General features: G+C 69.5%; 21 protein-coding genes and 1 pseudogene. 10 read left to right on the top strand and 12 right to left on the bottom strand.

The window, feature by feature from the left end; translation table 11 throughout:
- Positions 1-16 precede the first annotated feature (16 nt).
- Positions 17-517: a putative immunity protein gene (locus K1X59_RS19930; RefSeq protein WP_309491607.1), complete on the bottom strand. Its 501-nt coding sequence runs from the start codon at positions 515-517 to the stop codon at positions 17-19.
- Positions 514-960 carry a DUF6194 family protein gene (locus K1X59_RS19925; protein WP_220173777.1) on the bottom strand — a complete coding sequence of 149 codons (447 nt, stop codon included), beginning with the start codon at positions 958-960 and terminating at the stop codon, positions 514-516. Before K1X59_RS19925 ends, K1X59_RS19930 begins: the two co-directional genes overlap by 4 nt.
- Positions 961-1021: 61 nt before the next feature.
- Between K1X59_RS19925 and K1X59_RS19920 the strand changes: the two genes are divergently transcribed.
- The 3 genes from K1X59_RS19920 (at position 1022) to K1X59_RS19915 (ending at position 2092) form a co-directional block, all read left to right on the top strand.
- On the top strand, positions 1022-1663 hold the full coding sequence (locus K1X59_RS19920) for a MerR family DNA-binding transcriptional regulator (protein WP_244632229.1): 642 nt from the start codon (positions 1022-1024) through the stop codon (positions 1661-1663).
- Entirely contained in the window at positions 1627-1758 is a 132-nt protein-coding gene (locus K1X59_RS22175; protein WP_258566959.1) for a hypothetical protein, read from the top strand. Before K1X59_RS19920 ends, K1X59_RS22175 begins: the two co-directional genes overlap by 37 nt.
- Positions 1759-1915: 157 nt before the next feature.
- Complete coding sequence (locus K1X59_RS19915) at positions 1916-2092, top strand: hypothetical protein (RefSeq protein WP_183151310.1); 177 nt, start codon at positions 1916-1918, stop codon at positions 2090-2092.
- Here the strand turns inward: K1X59_RS19915 and K1X59_RS22170 are convergent.
- Complete coding sequence (locus K1X59_RS22170) at positions 2071-2358, bottom strand: hypothetical protein (protein ID WP_258566958.1); 288 nt, start codon at positions 2356-2358, stop codon at positions 2071-2073. The two genes, K1X59_RS19915 and K1X59_RS22170, sit on opposite strands and share 22 nt — an antisense overlap.
- Complete coding sequence (locus K1X59_RS19910) at positions 2310-2822, bottom strand: DeoR/GlpR family DNA-binding transcription regulator (protein ID WP_258566957.1); 513 nt, start codon at positions 2820-2822, stop codon at positions 2310-2312. The genes K1X59_RS22170 and K1X59_RS19910 overlap by 49 nt, the downstream gene beginning before the upstream one ends.
- Before the next feature lie 54 nt (positions 2823-2876).
- Here K1X59_RS19910 and K1X59_RS19905 point away from each other — a divergent pair, with 54 nt between their 5' ends.
- A complete protein-coding gene (locus K1X59_RS19905) occupies positions 2877-3242 on the top strand; it encodes a DUF4406 domain-containing protein (protein ID WP_183151309.1) in 366 nt (121 codons plus the stop codon).
- A gap of 9 nt (positions 3243-3251) precedes the next feature.
- Positions 3252-3428: a hypothetical protein gene (locus K1X59_RS19900; RefSeq protein WP_029264313.1), complete on the top strand. Its 177-nt coding sequence runs from the start codon at positions 3252-3254 to the stop codon at positions 3426-3428.
- A 10-nt stretch (positions 3429-3438) separates the two neighbouring features.
- Here K1X59_RS19900 and K1X59_RS19895 read toward each other — a convergent pair.
- Positions 3439-4379 (bottom strand): annotated as a pseudogene (locus K1X59_RS19895) (SDR family oxidoreductase).
- Positions 4380-4502: 123 nt separating this feature from the next.
- On the opposite strand from K1X59_RS19895, the gene K1X59_RS19890 reads away from it, so the two are divergent.
- On the top strand, positions 4503-5345 hold the full coding sequence (locus K1X59_RS19890; protein WP_220173776.1) for a helix-turn-helix transcriptional regulator: 843 nt from the start codon (positions 4503-4505) through the stop codon (positions 5343-5345).
- Positions 5346-5423: 78 nt separating this feature from the next.
- Here K1X59_RS19890 and K1X59_RS19885 read toward each other — a convergent pair whose 3' ends face one another.
- The 3 genes from K1X59_RS19885 to K1X59_RS19875 form a co-directional block, all read right to left on the bottom strand.
- A complete protein-coding gene (locus K1X59_RS19885) occupies positions 5424-6806 on the bottom strand; it encodes an LLM class flavin-dependent oxidoreductase (RefSeq protein WP_183151308.1) in 1383 nt (460 codons plus the stop codon).
- Between the two features lie 91 nt (positions 6807-6897).
- The gene (gene pnuC, locus K1X59_RS19880; protein WP_220173775.1) at positions 6898-7611 is read right to left on the bottom strand and encodes a nicotinamide riboside transporter PnuC; all 714 of its coding nucleotides are present in this window, start codon (positions 7609-7611) and stop codon (positions 6898-6900) included.
- Positions 7612-7615: 4 nt separating this feature from the next.
- Positions 7616-8143 carry a GNAT family N-acetyltransferase gene (locus tag K1X59_RS19875; protein WP_220173774.1) on the bottom strand — a complete coding sequence of 176 codons (528 nt, stop codon included), beginning with the start codon at positions 8141-8143 and terminating at the stop codon, positions 7616-7618.
- Positions 8144-8284: 141 nt separating this feature from the next.
- Here K1X59_RS19875 and K1X59_RS22165 point away from each other — a divergent pair, with 141 nt between their 5' ends.
- On the top strand, positions 8285-8704 hold the full coding sequence (locus K1X59_RS22165; protein WP_258566956.1) for a hypothetical protein: 420 nt from the start codon (positions 8285-8287) through the stop codon (positions 8702-8704).
- A 103-nt stretch (positions 8705-8807) separates the two neighbouring features.
- Positions 8808-9632, top strand: coding sequence for a DUF222 domain-containing protein (locus K1X59_RS22160; RefSeq protein ID WP_258566955.1), 825 nt, complete (start codon positions 8808-8810; stop codon positions 9630-9632).
- An 83-nt stretch (positions 9633-9715) separates the two neighbouring features.
- Here the strand turns inward: K1X59_RS22160 and K1X59_RS19865 are convergent, their stop codons facing one another.
- Complete coding sequence (locus K1X59_RS19865; protein WP_183151307.1) at positions 9716-10633, bottom strand: DUF808 domain-containing protein; 918 nt, start codon at positions 10631-10633, stop codon at positions 9716-9718.
- Between the two features lie 157 nt (positions 10634-10790).
- Between K1X59_RS19865 and msrB the strand changes: the two genes are divergently transcribed.
- Together msrB and msrA are read left to right on the top strand one after the other, a co-directional pair.
- Complete coding sequence (msrB, locus tag K1X59_RS19860) at positions 10791-11282, top strand: peptide-methionine (R)-S-oxide reductase MsrB (RefSeq protein WP_220173773.1); 492 nt, start codon at positions 10791-10793, stop codon at positions 11280-11282.
- Complete coding sequence (gene msrA / locus K1X59_RS19855; protein WP_183151305.1) at positions 11279-11821, top strand: peptide-methionine (S)-S-oxide reductase MsrA; 543 nt, start codon at positions 11279-11281, stop codon at positions 11819-11821. Before msrB ends, msrA begins: the two co-directional genes overlap by 4 nt.
- Positions 11822-11834: 13 nt before the next feature.
- Here the strand turns inward: msrA and K1X59_RS19850 are convergent, their stop codons facing one another.
- The 3 genes from K1X59_RS19850 to K1X59_RS19840 all read right to left on the bottom strand — a co-directional run bounded on the left by K1X59_RS19850 (position 11835) and on the right by K1X59_RS19840 (position 14765).
- The gene (locus tag K1X59_RS19850) at positions 11835-12635 is read right to left on the bottom strand and encodes an alpha/beta fold hydrolase (protein WP_220173772.1); all 801 of its coding nucleotides are present in this window, start codon (positions 12633-12635) and stop codon (positions 11835-11837) included.
- Positions 12636-12796: 161 nt separating this feature from the next.
- The gene (locus K1X59_RS19845; protein ID WP_183151303.1) at positions 12797-14278 is read right to left on the bottom strand and encodes a catalase; all 1482 of its coding nucleotides are present in this window, start codon (positions 14276-14278) and stop codon (positions 12797-12799) included.
- A gap of 64 nt (positions 14279-14342) precedes the next feature.
- Positions 14343-14765, bottom strand: a complete 423-nt coding sequence (locus K1X59_RS19840; RefSeq protein WP_183151302.1) for a Fur family transcriptional regulator — start codon at positions 14763-14765, stop codon at positions 14343-14345.
- Positions 14766-14948: the final 183 nt, after the last annotated feature.

Genomic DNA, 14948 nt, shown 5'->3' with positions numbered 1-14948 from the left:
GCCTGGATCTCGCGGATCACCGCCCCGAGCGTGCCCGACGCCAGAAGCCCGGGACCGAGGGGGCCCGCGGCATCCTCCCCACGAGCGGCAGGCGCCTCAGCGCGGCTGCGGCGTCCGGCGGGAGCGCTTCGAGCTGCCACGCCCCCTCGTTCCTGCGGGCGCTCGCGTCCTGGGGGTGCGCGAGTTCGACCGCCACAGCGGCGTAGGCGGCCGCACCGAGGGCGTGAGCTCCCATGTGCGCGACGCCGGCGGCCTGGGCTGCGGAGCGCGCGGCGGCGGCACCTGCGCGGGAGGTCGCGCTGCGCGCCGCGCGGCCAGCGACGAAACGTCGGCGGATCTCGCCGGCGGCGGAGAGCTCACCTCGTGCGAACGCCCGAGCCCTGGCGATGGCGTCGCGGGCACGACCGTCGTCCGGCGCCTCGCTCTCGAACAGGGGCAGGACCCGTTCGGCGCAGTCGGCGGCCCACGCGGCGACGGTCCGCCGGTCGATCTCGCTCATGCCCTGCGCCGTGGTCATGCGCGGTCCTCGCGGCGCTGGGTGCGCGCCCGTGCGGCAGCGTGGGCGTCACGGAGCAGGGAGAGCACGACAGCGCCCGTCCGTTCCGCCGGGTCGATCACGCACACCCATCCCGACGTGCCGTACAGCGGATGCCGGCGGAACGCGTCGACCGCGGTCGGCTCCGGTTCGGTCGGGCAGAGGGCGTCGGCCTGCGCGCGTCCGACGTGGATGTTGACCCGGAACCGTCCGGGGGTGTCGAGCGCGGACGACGTGTCGTCGGGGTAGTCCTTCGTGATGATGGTCCCGTACGGCTGGGTGCGCTCGGGCATCTGTCCGTCGGGGGCGTGGTAGAAGTAGGCGTCGCCCCAGGACAGCGCGGGGAACGCGTCGCCTTCCTGTGGGCTGACGACGAGGGCGCCGTCGAAGCCACGGACCGTTTCGATGATCTCCTGCATTTCCATGCCTCAAGAGTGAGGGTGAAGTGCTTATGTGGACTTGCACGCGGCGAGAGTGGGGATGACGATGCGAAACCCTCAAGTGGAGTTCACCACGGCGACTCTCGGTGCCGTCGCGGGCTACTCGACGCAGCAGGTGCGTGACCTGGAACGGCTCGGCGTCCTCCCGCCCGCCGAGCGTGCTTCGAACGGCTATCGCCGCTATGAGCATCGACACGAGTCGGCGTTGCGGGCGTACCGCGCGATGGCGACGGCGATCGGCCCCGTGCCGGCGCGGCGCCTGATGCCGGAGCTGGTCGTGGCGCCGGTCGACAGGGCGGCGGAGCGGATCGACGTGCTGCACGCCGAGATCGCGGCCGAGCGCTCTCGCGTCACGGAGGCTCTGCGCGGACTCGATGTCGCCGTGGACGAAGCCGACGACGCGTTCGATGAGGGCGATGCGATGACGATCGGCGAGCTCGCTCAGGCGCTCGGCGTGCGGCCGTCGGCCCTGCGGCATTGGGAGCGTGAGGGGTGGTGCATCCGCTTCGCAGCGCGTCGTCCGTGCGGTCGTATGGCTCTGCGGCGATCACCGAGGCGCGGATCGTCGCGGCGCTTCGGGCCGGGGGCTACACGATCCCTGCGATCTCCCGCATCCTCGTCGAGGTGCGCGCGCACGCCCAGACCGGCGAGGTGCAACGCATCCTCGCGGAGCGGCTCGCGGCCCTGACTCGGCGCAGCGTCGCACTCCTCGCGGCGGCCGGACACCTGCACGCACTGCTCGTCACCGCCGACCCCGACGGTCAGCTCCTGCGTGCGAGGTGACGGTCGCGGTGCTCTCGCTGCGTTCACCTCGGCATATCGATATGCGCACTCTCCCCGCCCTTGTCCCCACGCTTCGGCCGCTGCTACATATGTAACGGATCGATAACGAGCCCGTGGCGGATCGCGACGCGAATGATGAGGCAAGCCGGAGGATGATGTGAATTCCGTCGCAGGAGTCGCGGGTTCCGCGACCGTGTTCGAGATCTCCAGCGAGGTGCTCTTCGTCATCCTGCTCGGCGTCGTCGCGTTCGTCCTCTGGCGGATCGACAGGACCGACCCTCCCCGGAAAGATGGGGAGAAGGTCGGCTCGGGTCACGGCCGAGGGAAGTCGTAGCGCGCCTCGAGTTCGGCGGCGAGAGGATTCGCGTCGAGCGGATCGGTGACGATCGCGGATACCGCGTCGAGCGGCAGGACCGGGTACCGCGGGGCGACACCGATCTTCTCCTCGCTGGCGAGCACCACCGTCTCGGTGCAGCGCGACGCGATCGCCCGCTTCGCCACGGCGTCGTCGATCTCGCCGGTGGTCAGGCCGTGCTCCGGGTCGACGCCGGTCACGCCGAGGAAGAACACATCCGCCGCGAGGTGCTGGAGCGCCTCCATGGCGAGCGCACCCCCGCGACCATCGAATGGCGGGAGAGCTCTCCACCGATCATGATCACCCTGGCGTCGGAGTGCTCCGCGACCGCGAGCGCCACGGCAGGACTGGCCGTGATGACGGTGAGGCCCTGGCCGGACGGCAGGGATCGCGCCATCGCGAGAGTCGTCGTCCCGGCGTCGAGCACGATGGTGGCACCGGGGCGGATGTGCTCGACCGCTCGGCGGGCGACGCGCTCCTTGCTCTCGGTGGCGACATCCCGACGTTCGCTCACGGGTCGTTCGACGGCGGGGGCCGGCAGAGCGCCTCCGTAGACCCGCAGGAGCTTCCCCTCCTCCGCGAGGTCGCGGAGGTCGCGGCGGATCGCATCCTCCGAGACGCCCAGCTCGTCGGCGACGGTCTTCGCCACCACGCGGCCGTCTCGGGCGAGCAGGGCGAGCAGGTGATCTTTGCGCTGAGCGGCAAGCATATGTTTCCTCACGAAGTTGCACGTTTATGCATGATTCAGATTACAGTGTCCCTCATGACAAAACCACTCCTGATCCTGATCGCCGGCCCCTACCGCTCCGGAACCGACGGCGATCCCGACCTCATCGCGCAGAACCTGGCCCGCCTCGAAGAGGCATCCGGTCCGATCTTCCGCCGGGGCCACGTGCCGATGATCGGCGAATGGGTCGCGCTGCCGGTGCTGCGGACCCTCGATGCCACCGAAGCCGGAGACGGCGACGTGATGTACGAGACGGCGCGCCGACTGCTGCAGCACTGCGACGCCGTCCTGCGCCTCCCCGGAGAATCCTCGGGTGCGGACAAGGACGTCGAGATCGCGCAGGAACTCGGGCTGCCGGTCTACTGGTCCCCGGAGGAGATCCCCACCGCTGCGACTCCGTAGGCTGGAGGCATGACCAAGAACATCTGGACCATCCTCGGCGTCATCCTCGCCGTCGTGATCGCGTGGTGGATCGTGAGCGCGCTGTTCTCGGTGCTCGCCTTCATCTTCAAGCTCGCGATCGTCGCGGTGGTGGCCGTGGTGGTCTTCCTCATCCTCCGCGGGATCTTCAGCCGCAGCGACGACTGAAAGCGGCCGCTCACCGCGGGTACGTGACGCCGCTCATCTGCTCCGAGAGATCCCAGCTGCGCGCGGCATCGACCGCACTTCGGAGCGGGCGGTACAGACTCTGCTCGGCCGGAGCCCCGCCCATGCGGCCCGGACCGCGCGGTCCGTACATGCGGCCGGGAAGCGCCGAGGAGAGGCCGCCGCATACAGGGCGGGCAGCGCGGCGCTCTCGGCCGTGCCGACGATCAGCCCGCGCTGCGAGGCCCACCGGATCACCCTCACCTCGACCGTGTCGTCCGCGCGTCCGAGCTCCGGGCGGGCGGCGAGCAGGCTCGTGGGGGCGACCCCGGGGTGGGACAGGTTCGACGTGAGGCCCCACTCGAGCTCCCGGCTGCGTCGATCGAGTTCGAGCCCGAACAGGCCGAACGCGATCTTCGACTGCCGGTAGGCCCGCATCCCGTCATAGGACTGCTCCCCGTTCGGGTCCTGCCAGTCGATCGATCCGCGGGCGGCGGCCACGCTCACCTGGGACGTCACGCGCGCCTGCCCTGCGCGGAGCAGGGGCAGGAGGTGTGCGACCAGGGCGAAGTGCCCGAGATGGTTCGTGCCGTACTGCACCTCGAAACCGTCGACCGTCGTCTGCCGGGCCGGAGGGTTCATCACACCCGCGTTGTTGATGAGCAGATGCACCGGGCTGCCGTCCCGCCGCATCGCCTCGCCGAACGCCGCCACGGAGTCGAGTGACGAGAGGTCGAGTGACGACGTCTGCACCTGCGCATCCGGCGCGGCCGCCCTGATGGTCGCGGCGGCGGCATCCCCCTTTCGCGGATTGCGCACCGGCAGCACGATCTCGGCACCGGCGCGGGCGAGACGGGTGGCGATGTGCAGGCCGATGCCGTCGCTCCCGCCCGTCACCACCGCCCGGCGGCCGGCGAGTGAGGGGATGCGGATGTCGGGGATGCGCGGATTCATGAGGTGCTCCTTCGGGTCTCTCCCAGCGTGCGTGCTGTGCGTCGCCGCAACCAGGACTCCTCATGCAGTGGATACACGCAGCGGCCGGATGCGAGGATCGGGACGTCGGGAGGAGGGCCGGACGTGGCCATCGACAGGACGGCGCTCGCAGGGTTCCTGCGGTTGCGACGAGACGATCTGCAACCGGAGGACGTGGGGTTGGCGCGGGGCACGCGACGCCGCACGGAAGGACTCCGTCGCGAAGAGGTGGCCGCGCTCAGCCACATGTCGGCCGACTACTACGCGCGACTCGAACGAGCAGACGGGCCGCTGCCCTCGGAGCAGATGCTCGCCGCGATCGCCCAGGGACTGCATCTCACGATCGACGAGCGCGACCATCTGTTCCGCCTCGCCGGACACCAGCCGCCCGCACGGGGAGGGGGCAGCGACCACATCGGACCGGGAATGCTGCGGATCCTCGACCGGCTGCAGGACACTCCGGCCGAGATCGTGAGCGAGCTCGGAGAGACCCTGCGCCAGACGCCCCTGGGTGTGGCGCTCACGGGTGACACGGCCCACCTCACCGGCATGGAGCGGAGCCTCGGCTATCGCTGGTTCCGCGACCCGTCGACCAGGGACCTGTACGACCCGGGCGAGCACGAGTTCCTGTCACGGCTGTGGGTGTCGGGTCTGCGCGAGGTCATCGCGCGGCGGGGTCCGTCGTCGCGGGCTGCCCGGATGGCCGATTCGCTGCAGGAGCACAGCGCCGAGTTCCGCGAGATCTGGGACCGTCACGAGGTCGGGTTGCGCCCCCGTGACGCGAAGCGCTTCGTGCATCCGAGCGTCGGGCCGCTCGAGCTGGCGTGTCAGAGTCTCATCGACCCCGAGCAGTCGCACTTCTTGCTCGTGTACACCGCGGCGCCGGGGTCACCCAGTCACGAGAAGCTCGCGCTGCTCTCCGCACTGGCCCCTCGCGCCCTCGTGTGACCTCGCGGGGCCTTCCGATCGCGCAGACTGCGGGGAACGACGCCCGAGGCGACCGGGTGCGCGATCGAGAGCGGCCGCTCACGCCCGAGCGAAGGCCCCGACGCGGTACTTCGCGGCGCGGTGCGAGTCCTGCACGCGGTCGCCGCGACCGTGGAGCTTGTTGCGGAGCGTGCCCGGTGCATACTCCTCCGGGTACGCTCCCCGTTCCCGCAGCACCGGGATCACGTGCTCGATGATGTCCTGCCACGTGCCGGGCGTGACCGCGTAGGCGAGGTTGAAACCGTCGATGTCGGTCTCGTCGACCCACGACTGCAGCTCGTCGGCGATCTCGACACCGGACCCGACGATGGTGGGGCCGAGGCCGCCGATCGCGTTGTGGCGGCCGAAGTCGCCGACGGTCCACTCGCGACCGAGATCGGCCTCCTCCTTCAGGTGCTGCAGCACCGACTGGATCGCGTTCGACTCGACGTTCCCCACCGGCTCGTCCTCGGCGTACTGCGACAGGTCCACGCCCATCCACCCCGACATGAAGGTGAGCGCCCCCTCCGGGCTCGCGTACGAGAGGTACTCGGCGTGCTTGGCGGTCGCCTCTTCGCTGGTGGCGGCGGTGATCACGGTGAGCAGGGTGTAGATGCGCGCGTCGTATCGGTCACGGCCCGCAGCCTCGAGGGCATCGCGGATGCGCTTCACGGTGCCGGCGAGCACCTCCTTCGACGGGGCCGCGACGAAGATGGCCTCGGCGTTCTCGGCCGCGAACTTCACGCCGCGCGGGCTCGCCCCGGCCTGGTAGATGACGGGGGTGCGCTGCGGTGAGGGCTCGGAGATGTGGATGCCGGGAACGCTGAAGTGCTTGCCCTCATGCCCGATGGGGTGCACCTTGGCGGGGTCGGTGAAGATGCCGCGTTCGCGGTCCTCGACCACGGCGTCGTCCTCCCACGAGCCCTCCCAGAGCTTGTAGAGCACCTCGACGTACTCGTCCGCGTGGTCGTAGCGGTCGTCGTGCGCGAGCTGGTCCTCCTGACCCATGTTTCGCGCGGCGCTGGGCAGGTATCCGGTCACGACGTTCCAGCCGATCCGGCCCTGTGTCAGGTGGTCGAGCGTGCTCAACCGGCGCGCGAACGGGTAGGGGTGCTCGAACGCGGTGCCCGCGGTGATGCCGAAGCCGAGGTTCTCGGTCACGGCGGCCATCGCGCTCACCAGCAGGATCGGGTCGTTCACGGGCACCTGGGCGCCGTTGCGGATCGCGGCCTCGTTCGTGCCGCCGTACACGTCGTAGGTGCCGAGCACGTCGGCGATGAAGATGCCGTCGAAGGTCGCGCTCTCCAGCAGCTTCGCCAGGTCGGTCCAGTACGAGATCGTGTTGTACTGACGGGAACGGTCGTCGGGGTGACGCCACAGGCCGGACGACTGGTGGGCGACGCAGTTCATGTCGAAGGCGTTGAAACGGATCTGACGGGTCATGGGGTCCATGAAACGACAGGTCGCATCGCGGGGTCGAGCCTCCCCGACACGCACGGACACATTCCGGGCCCCACATCCTGCGCGGGCGCCGTCAGCTCGTGGTTCCCTCGTCGGGTCGGCGGGGACTCGGATCGGGCGGCAGGATCTCGATCGGCTGCGCGGCCCTCCGCTGCGCGCGCCACCAGATGAAGAACCCGGTCGCGGTGAAGCCGCCGTAGAAGACGTACATGAGGCCCGTGGCGTAGTAGCCCGAGCTGAACAGGAGGGGCACCCCGACCACGTCGACGGCGATCCAGATGAGCCAGAACTCGGTCCACCCCTTGGCCATGCCGTACGTGGCGAGCAACGACCCGACGAAGGTCCAGGCGTCGGCCCACACCGGCTCCCATGATCCGAGCGCCCGGAAGAGCGGTGTCAGAGCGATCGTGCCGGCGATCATCACCACCACGAGGCCGATGCGGGCCCGGGTCGGCGCCCACCTCGGTACGACCCGTCCGCCCTCCGCGTTGCGCCAGCGCACCCATCCGTAGATCGCGACGGCGATGAACATGACCTGCCGGCCGGCTTGCCCGAGCAGATGCGGCAGGGAGGGATCGGGACTCAGCGCGGAGCCCAGGAAGACGGTGAGCAGCAGGACGTTGCCGACGATGCCGACCGGCCAGGCCCAGACCTTGCGCCGCATGCCCCCGAGAGCGCTCGCGAGACCGAAGGCGTTGCCGACGACCTCACGGACGAGGAGGGTCTGTCCGCCGGGAAGCACCCACTGCGAGGTGAAGGCCTCGACGAACCACTGCACCAGGTCCATCGGGTCAGGCTGCGGGGTCGGGCGAAGGGCGGTCGTCGAGCACGAGCTGCAGCATGCTCAGGTCGAGCCAGCGCCCGAACTTGGCACCGACCTGCGGCATCCGCCCGACCTCGACGAAGCCCAGGCGTTCGTGGAGGGCGATCGAGGCGGCGTTCCCGCTCTCGATGCCGGCGATCATGACGTGCATCCCTGCGGCGCGGGCGCGCTCGACGAGTGCGGCCATCAGCGCGGTGCCGATGCCGCGGCCCTGCTGGCCGTCGAGGACGTACACGGAGTGCTCGACCGTGTGCCGGTAGCCGCTGTGCGGACGCCACTGCGCGTATGACGCGTAGCCCAGCACGCCCGAATCGTCGGTCGCGACGATCACCGGGTAGCCGCGGGAGGTGCGGTCGGCGAGCCAGGCGATGCGGTCGGCGAGGTCGACCGCATCCTCGTTCCAGATCGCGGTGGTGTGCAGCACGGCGTGGTTGTGGATCGCGGTGATCGTGTCGAGGTCGGCGGTCTCGGCATCCCTGATTCGGACGTCTGTCATCGGCGGGTGGTCTCTCTTCTGCTGCACGGGGTGCGCATCGTGCTGCCGCGCTTCGGGTGCGCATCGCCGACGCTAGCAGGATGCCGGAACCTCGGGTTCCGCACCCTCCAGAATATCGAAGATATGTTCTAAACTGGGAGCATGGCGAACCCGCATCTGACCCCGCTTCTCGAGGCTGTGGAGCGCCTCGAGAGCGCATGGGCCGATGCCGGGAACGCGGCCGAGTTCTCCCGGGCGCAACTGCTCGAGGCCCACAGCGCGATGGGACTGGTGCAGCGTCGGCTCGACGGCATCCACGCCGAGCTGGCAGCGAGCATCGCGCGGGAATCCCGGCCCGAGCTGGGGGCGGCGAGCCTGGCGAAGGAACAGGGCTTCCGCAGCCCGGCCACCATGATCGCCGCGACGACGGGCGGATCCACGGGTGATGCGGCCCGACTGGTGAAGGTGGGTGAGGCGACGGCGCCGCGGGCGAACCTCATCGGCGAGGCGCTGCCGCCACGGTATCCCGAGGTGCAGCGCGCGATCGGCGAGGGGCGCTCAGCGCGGCAGCGGCGGCATTGATCGTCACCCTGCTCGACCGTGCGCGGCTGAAGGTCGACATCGAGCGGATCGGGAGGCCGAGCGCCTCCTGGTCGACAGGGCGGCGGGCCTGTCGCTCGACGACGTGCGCAAGCTTGTCGTGCACGCAGAGGCCTGGCTCGACCCCGACGGTGTGGCCCCGCGTGAAGACGAGGCGCGGTCCCGGCGGTCTCTGACGATGTTCGAGCGCGACGGATCGCTGCATCTGACGTTGCAGACCGATGTCGCCTCCGGCGCACCCGTGAAGGCCGCGATCCAGGCGTACGTCAGTGCGACGTTCCAGGCGCGATCGCACGTGCTCGATCCCGAGGCGCCGGATGCCGACCGGCGCACGGTCGCGATGCTGCAGGCCGATGCGCTCGCCGAGATCTGCGCGCACGTGAGCGGATGCGACAACGGCGGGCTTCCGGTGTCCGGCGCGACCGTCGTGGTGCGCGTCGGGCTCGACGACCTGACCGCCGGCACCGGCTTCGCGACGGTCGACGGTGTCGATGAGCCGGTCAGCATCTCCGCGTGTCGTCGGATGGCGGCCGGCGGGGGCATCATCCCGGCTGTCCTCGGCGGTGGCGGCGAGATCCTCGAGTGGGGCCGCGAGAAGCGCCTGTTCACCCGAGCCCAGCGGCTGGCGCTCGTGGAGCGCGACGGCGGGTGCGTGATGTGCGGACTGCCTCCGCAGATGACCAGGGCACATCATCTGCGTTGGTGGCAGCGCGACGCCGGACCGACCGACCTCGGCAACGGTGTGCTGCTCTGCGAGAGCTGTCACCACCGCATCCACGACAACGACTGGGAGATCAGGATCGAGGGATGCGGGTTCGCCGCGCGGGTGTGGCTGATCCCGCCGCCGAACGTCGACCCCGACCGCAGACCGAGGCTCGGGGGCAGGGCGCGCTACGACATCGCGGCGTGAGCGTGAGCTTGCGCGTGAGCGTCAGCGCGTGTGCGTGTGCGTGTGCGTGTGCGCGTGGGCTTGGGCGTGAGCGCGCGCCCGGTTCAGACGTGTACGTCGGTGGGCGATTCCTCGCCCTCGTGGAAGTTCGGCTCCTTGCCGAACAGCTTCGCGATACCCAGCACGATCCCGACGATGAGCAGCCCCAGGATGAGACCGGCGATCGCGGAGATGATCGTGTCGACGACCCAGACGACGACGGGGCCGAGGCCGTGGAGCGCGTGCTCCACCGCGTGCAGCACATCGACCGGGAAGTGCCAGCCGACCTCGCCCAGGTTCACGAGCACGAGGTGGCCGCCGACCCAGAGCATCGCGACCGTGCCGAGCACACTGATGAAGCGGAACACCGCGGGCATGGAGCGCACGATCCTGGTGCCGGTATGGCGCACCCGTCGCACCGGGTTCTTCGCCATCTTCAGCCCGATGTCGTCGATCTTCACCAGCAGCGCCACGGCGCCGTAGACCACGCCCGTCATCAGGAGCGCGATCACGGCGAGGATGGCGAGGGTCGCCCACACATCGAGCCCCTTCTCGAGGCTCGCCAGCGAGATGAGCATGATCTCGGTCGACAGGATCAGGTCGGTCCGCACCGCGCCCAGGACCAGCTTCTTCTCGTCGCGGGCGCCCTCATCGGCATGGCCGTGCTGCACACCGAACCACTCCAGCACCTTCTCGGCGCCCTCGAAGCACAGGTACGCTCCGCCGAGGATCAGCAGATAAGGGAGCACCCACGGCGCGAACGCGGTCAGCAGCAGCGCCGCCGGGATGATGATGAGGAACTTGTTCGCGAGCGAGCCGAGCGCGATCTTGCCGACCACCGGCAGCTCGCGCGCCGGGGTGATGCCCTGCACGTACTGCGGAGTGACCGCGGCGTCGTCGATCACGACGCCCGCCGCCTTGGCCGAGGCCTTCATCGCGGCGCTCAGGATGTCGTCGACGACGGCGAGCAGTCCTACGGACATGAGCGGTTCCCCCCGGGCGGTGTGCGGTGCGGAGGCAACTCTATCGACTCGGCAGAAACTCACAGCGCGCTCCCAGCCCTGAGGGACCAAAACAGCGCCGTCCGCGGTTCTCCTTCTGTGACGCCGCAGCCAGCGACGTCGGATAAGGAGTCAGATCATGTCGAACGACTACGGCAAGACCCCCGAGGCCGTCAGCGGCCTCACCGCGCTGCAGTACGAGGTGACGCAGCAGGACGCGACCGAACCGCCGTTCCGCAACGCCTACTGGAACAACCATGACGACGGCATCTACGTCGACGTCGTCTCCGGCGAGCCGCTGTTCTCGTCGACCGACAAGTTCGACAGCGGCACCGGGTGGCCGAGCTTCACCAAGCCGATCGACGCGGATGCCGTGACCACGCGGACCGACCGCTCGCTGTGGATGAAGCGCACCGAGGCGCGCTCCGCGGTCGCCGACAGCCACCTCGGGCACGTCTTCGACGACGGCCCCCGCGCCGAGGGAGGACTGCGCTACTGCATGAACTCCGCCGCCGCGCTCCGCTTCGTCCCGGCGGAGAACCTCGAGCAGGAGGGGTACGGTCGCTACAGCCCCCTCTTCGCACAGACACCAGACGCCGCGACCACCGACACCTCCGAGGAGCAGTCATGACCGACACCGGAACCATCACCCGCACACCAGGGACCGAGACCGCCGTTCTCGCCGGCGGCTGTTTCTGGGGCATGGAAGACCTGATCCGCCGCCAGCCCGGCGTGCTCGACACCCGCGTCGGCTACACCGGCGGCTCGAACGACCACGCGACCTACCGCAACCACCCCGGTCACGCCGAGGCCGTGGAGATCGTGTTCGACCCGACCAAGACGACGTACCGCGACATCCTCGCGTTCTTCTTCCAGATCCACGACCCGTCGACGAAGGACCGTCAGGGCAACGACATCGGCTCGAGCTACCGCTCGGCGATCTTCCCGCTCAGCCCCGAGCAGGAGACGGTCGCCCGCGACACGATCGCCGACGTCGACGCTTCGGGTCTGTGGCCGGGCAAGGCCGTCACCACGATCGAGCCGGCCGGCCCGTTCTGGCGGGCCGAGGAAGAGCACCAGGACTACCTGATCAAGTACCCCAACGGCTACACCTGCCACTTCCCGCGTGCGGGATGGGTGCTGCCGAAGCGCGACGAAGCCGTCGTCTGACGCCAGGCGACCGCTACCCCTCGGACAGGAAGGCCACCGCGGCCTCCTTGAAGTCCCGCGAGCCCGGAGCGTTGAAGTGATTCCGGTTCGGGATCTCGAAGAAGCGACCGTCGGGGGCCGCGTCCGCCAACGCGCGCGAGCCCTCGATGATCGCATCCTTCGAACCGGTGGCGAAGAGGATCGGTCGGACCGGCGCATCCGCGGGATCGGGGTCGATCATCCCCGACGATCGCATGCCCTCCGCGAGGGCGACCAACGCCTGCAGGTCGTTCCCCGGCACCCGCTCCGTCAGGGCGATGTAGTTCTGCGTCGTCGGGTCGGCGACCGGGGTGCCGTCGGCGATGTAGGCGCGCACCTGGTCGAGATCGAGCCGGGCGAGCGGGATGCCGTCGGGCACGCCGCCGAGCACCGCGCGTCCGATACGGTGCGGGAGTTCACGCACGACCTCCCAGCCCACACGCGCACCGAGTGAGTACCCGACGTAGACCGCGTCATCCACGAGGTACGTGTCCATGACGGTCTCGACATCGGTCACGAGCGTCCGGATGCGGTAGCCGGCCGGGTCGTGCGGCTTCTCGCTCATCCCGTGCCCGCGCTGGTCGAGCGCCAGCACGCGGTACCCGGCGCGAAGCAGCTCGCGCACCCAGCCGGTCAGGACCCAGTTGTCACGCGCGTTGGATGCGAAGCCGTGCACGATCACCACGACGGGCGCGTCGAGTTCGCCCCAGGTGTATGTCGCGAGGCGGGTGCCGTCGGCCGCGTACACGTGCTGCGGGTCGGGCATGCGGTTCAGGTCGGAGAGGGGGACGGCCACCTCTCCATCTTGGCCCTCTCGCCCGCCGCGGGGTCCGCGCAGCACGCCGAAGCCGATGACCCGGGTGCCGGGATCGCTCGCCTCGAACGCCGAGACCCCCTCCTGCGGGGTGCGGGAGGGGGTCTCGGCGAGAACGCGGCGTCTCGATGTGCCGCCGTCGGTCAGACGCGGTCGCGCAGCGCGGCGCCGAGCTCGGCGTCGACGTTCGTCCAGTACTGGAAGAACCGCTCACGGATCTCGTCGATCGTGATCGAACGGCCCTGACCGGTCAGCGTCTCGAGGAACCGGACGCGCTGCTCGCCGTCGAAGACCTCGCGATACAGGGTCCCGGCCTGGCCGAAGTCGTCGTCCTCGGCGTGCAGGGTCGCCGCCGAGCGCATGAGCTCGCCGTCGGCCTCCCAGCTCGCCTCGACGCCTGCCACGGGATCCGCTGCCGGACCGCCGGCCGCACCGTAGGAGTTCGGCGTGTACGTGCGGTGCTCCGCGGGATTGAAGCGGTACTGCATCTGACCCTCGTGCATGTAGTTGCGGGTCTCGGCGGCGTGGGGCTGGTTCACCGGAAGCTGGTTGTAGTTCGCACCGATGCGGTAGCGCTGCGCATCGGAGTACGCGAACACCCGCGCCATCAGCATCTTGTCGGGGGAGATCCCGGTGCCGGGCACCTGGTTCCCCGGCGAGAACGCGGCCTGCTCGATCTCGGCGAAGAAGTTCTGCGGATTGCGGTTCAGGGTGAACGTGCCCACCTTGATGCGCGGGTAGTCCTTCTTCGACCAGGTCTTCGTGAGGTCGAACGGGTTGAACCGGTAGGCCTTGGCCTCGTCGTAGGGCATGATCTGCACGTACATGTCCCACGACGGGTGCTCGCCGCGGCCGATCGCGTCGAACAGGTCGCGACGGTAGTGATCGGCATCCGATCCGGCGAGCTGCTCGGCCTCGTCGGCGCCCATGGCCTCGACGCCCTGCGCGGAGAGGAAGTGGTACTGCACCCAGAAGCGCTCGCCTGCGGCGTTCACCCACTGGTACGTGTGCGAGCCGTAGCCGTTCATGTGCCGCCAGCTGCGGGGGAGTCCGCGGTCACCCATGAGGTAGGTGACCTGGTGGGCGGTCTCGGGCGAGAGGGTCCAGAAGTCCCACTGCATGTCGGCGTCGCGGAGACCGGAGTCGCCGAGGCGCTTCTGCGAGTGGATGAAGTCCGGGAACTTCATGGCATCGCGGAGGAAGAACGTCGGGGTGTTGTTGCCGACGATGTCGAGGTTGCCCTCTGTCGAGTAGAAGCGCAGCGAGAAGCCGCGCACATCGCGCCAGGTGTCGGGGGATCCCTGCTCGCCGGCGACGGACGAGAAGCGGATGAGCGTCTCGCTCTCGGCTCCGGGCTGGAACACGGCAGCCCGCGTGTAGGCAGACACATCTTCGGTGACGACGAACGTGCCGAAGGCGCCGCCGCCCTTGGCGTGCGGGTTGCGCTCCGGCACCCGCTCGCGGTTGAACGAGGCGAGCTTCTCGACCAGGTAACGGTCGTGGAGCACGGTGGGGCCGTCGGCGCCGACCGTCAGGGAGTGCGCGTCGCTGGCGACCGGGGTGCCGGTCTGCGTCGTGGTGGCGGGTGTCGGAGCGGCAGGGTTCGGGGTGGCAGGGTTCGTCATGGTGTTCTCCTTCTCCGCGCAGGCGCGACGAACACCCCCTCTCGTGGAGGAGTGATCGGCCGGACTACTGCGCGGCGTTCTGGCAGCTGGGGCACAGGCCCCAGAAGGTGACTTCGGCTGTCTGGACGGTGAATCCCCCCGCTGATGACGGGGTGAGGCACGGCGCCTCGCCGACGACGCAGTCCACATCGCCGACGGCACCGCAGGAGGTGCAGACGACGTGGTGGTGGTTGTCGCCGATGCGCCGCTCATAGAGCGCTGCGGAGCCTGCCGGTTCGATCCGGCGGATGAGTCCCGCCGTCGTCAGGTCCGCGAGGATGTTGTGCACCGACTGGATCGACGTGGTCGGCAGCACTTCGGACACGCTGCGGTAGACCCGCTCCGCATCCGTATGGGCCATGGAGTCCAGAGCCTCGAGCACGGCGACGCGGCCCGCGGTCGCCCGAAGCCCGGCGTCGCGAAGCGCCGAGTCGAGTTCTGTCTCCATATCTCGAGCATACCCGTCTTTTGAATAGTTCAAAAGAACAGCATGCCGGGATGTCGTCGCGCCGGCGATGCGCACCGCGACGATTCGCCGAGGACACGACGATATGCCGAGGATTCGCCTCAAATCCGTCGGGAAGTGTCGGCGGGTCCGGGACTCGTCGGCAGGTCCGGGAATCGTCGGGGA

The sequence above is a fragment of the Microbacterium sp. Se5.02b genome (assembly GCF_019464375.1).
In the GTDB taxonomy this organism is placed as follows: Bacteria; Actinomycetota; Actinomycetes; order Actinomycetales; family Microbacteriaceae; genus Microbacterium.
Note: the sequence above shows the minus strand (reverse complement) of the source record. Positions and strands in the feature narration are given on the sequence as shown.

What these genes read in the sequence shown, in the direction of transcription:
- K1X59_RS19925 (WP_220173777.1), bottom strand. Translation starts at nt 960, where the DNA reads ATGGAAATGCAGGAGATCATCGAAACGGTCCGTGGCTTCGACGGCGCC.
- K1X59_RS19930 (WP_309491607.1), bottom strand. Translation starts at nt 517, where the DNA reads ATGACCACGGCGCAGGGCATGAGCGAGATCGACCGGCGGACCGTCGCC.
- K1X59_RS22165 (WP_258566956.1), top strand. Translation starts at nt 8,285, where the DNA reads ATGGCGAACCCGCATCTGACCCCGCTTCTCGAGGCTGTGGAGCGCCTC.
- msrB (WP_220173773.1), top strand. Translation starts at nt 10,791, where the DNA reads ATGTCGAACGACTACGGCAAGACCCCCGAGGCCGTCAGCGGCCTCACC.
- msrA (WP_183151305.1), top strand. Translation starts at nt 11,279, where the DNA reads ATGACCGACACCGGAACCATCACCCGCACACCAGGGACCGAGACCGCC.
- K1X59_RS19900 (WP_029264313.1), top strand. Translation starts at nt 3,252, where the DNA reads ATGACCAAGAACATCTGGACCATCCTCGGCGTCATCCTCGCCGTCGTG.
- K1X59_RS19840 (WP_183151302.1), bottom strand. Translation starts at nt 14,765, where the DNA reads ATGGAGACAGAACTCGACTCGGCGCTTCGCGACGCCGGGCTTCGGGCG.
- K1X59_RS19920 (WP_244632229.1), top strand. Translation starts at nt 1,022, where the DNA reads ATGCGAAACCCTCAAGTGGAGTTCACCACGGCGACTCTCGGTGCCGTC.
- K1X59_RS19865 (WP_183151307.1), bottom strand. Translation starts at nt 10,633, where the DNA reads ATGTCCGTAGGACTGCTCGCCGTCGTCGACGACATCCTGAGCGCCGCG.
- K1X59_RS22170 (WP_258566958.1), bottom strand. Translation starts at nt 2,358, where the DNA reads ATGGAGGCGCTCCAGCACCTCGCGGCGGATGTGTTCTTCCTCGGCGTG.
- K1X59_RS19885 (WP_183151308.1), bottom strand. Translation starts at nt 6,806, where the DNA reads ATGACCCGTCAGATCCGTTTCAACGCCTTCGACATGAACTGCGTCGCC.
- K1X59_RS19845 (WP_183151303.1), bottom strand. Translation starts at nt 14,278, where the DNA reads ATGACGAACCCTGCCACCCCGAACCCTGCCGCTCCGACACCCGCCACC.
- K1X59_RS19910 (WP_258566957.1), bottom strand. Translation starts at nt 2,822, where the DNA reads ATGCTTGCCGCTCAGCGCAAAGATCACCTGCTCGCCCTGCTCGCCCGA.
- pnuC (WP_220173775.1), bottom strand. Translation starts at nt 7,611, where the DNA reads ATGGACCTGGTGCAGTGGTTCGTCGAGGCCTTCACCTCGCAGTGGGTG.
- K1X59_RS19905 (WP_183151309.1), top strand. Translation starts at nt 2,877, where the DNA reads ATGACAAAACCACTCCTGATCCTGATCGCCGGCCCCTACCGCTCCGGA.
- K1X59_RS19875 (WP_220173774.1), bottom strand. Translation starts at nt 8,143, where the DNA reads ATGACAGACGTCCGAATCAGGGATGCCGAGACCGCCGACCTCGACACG.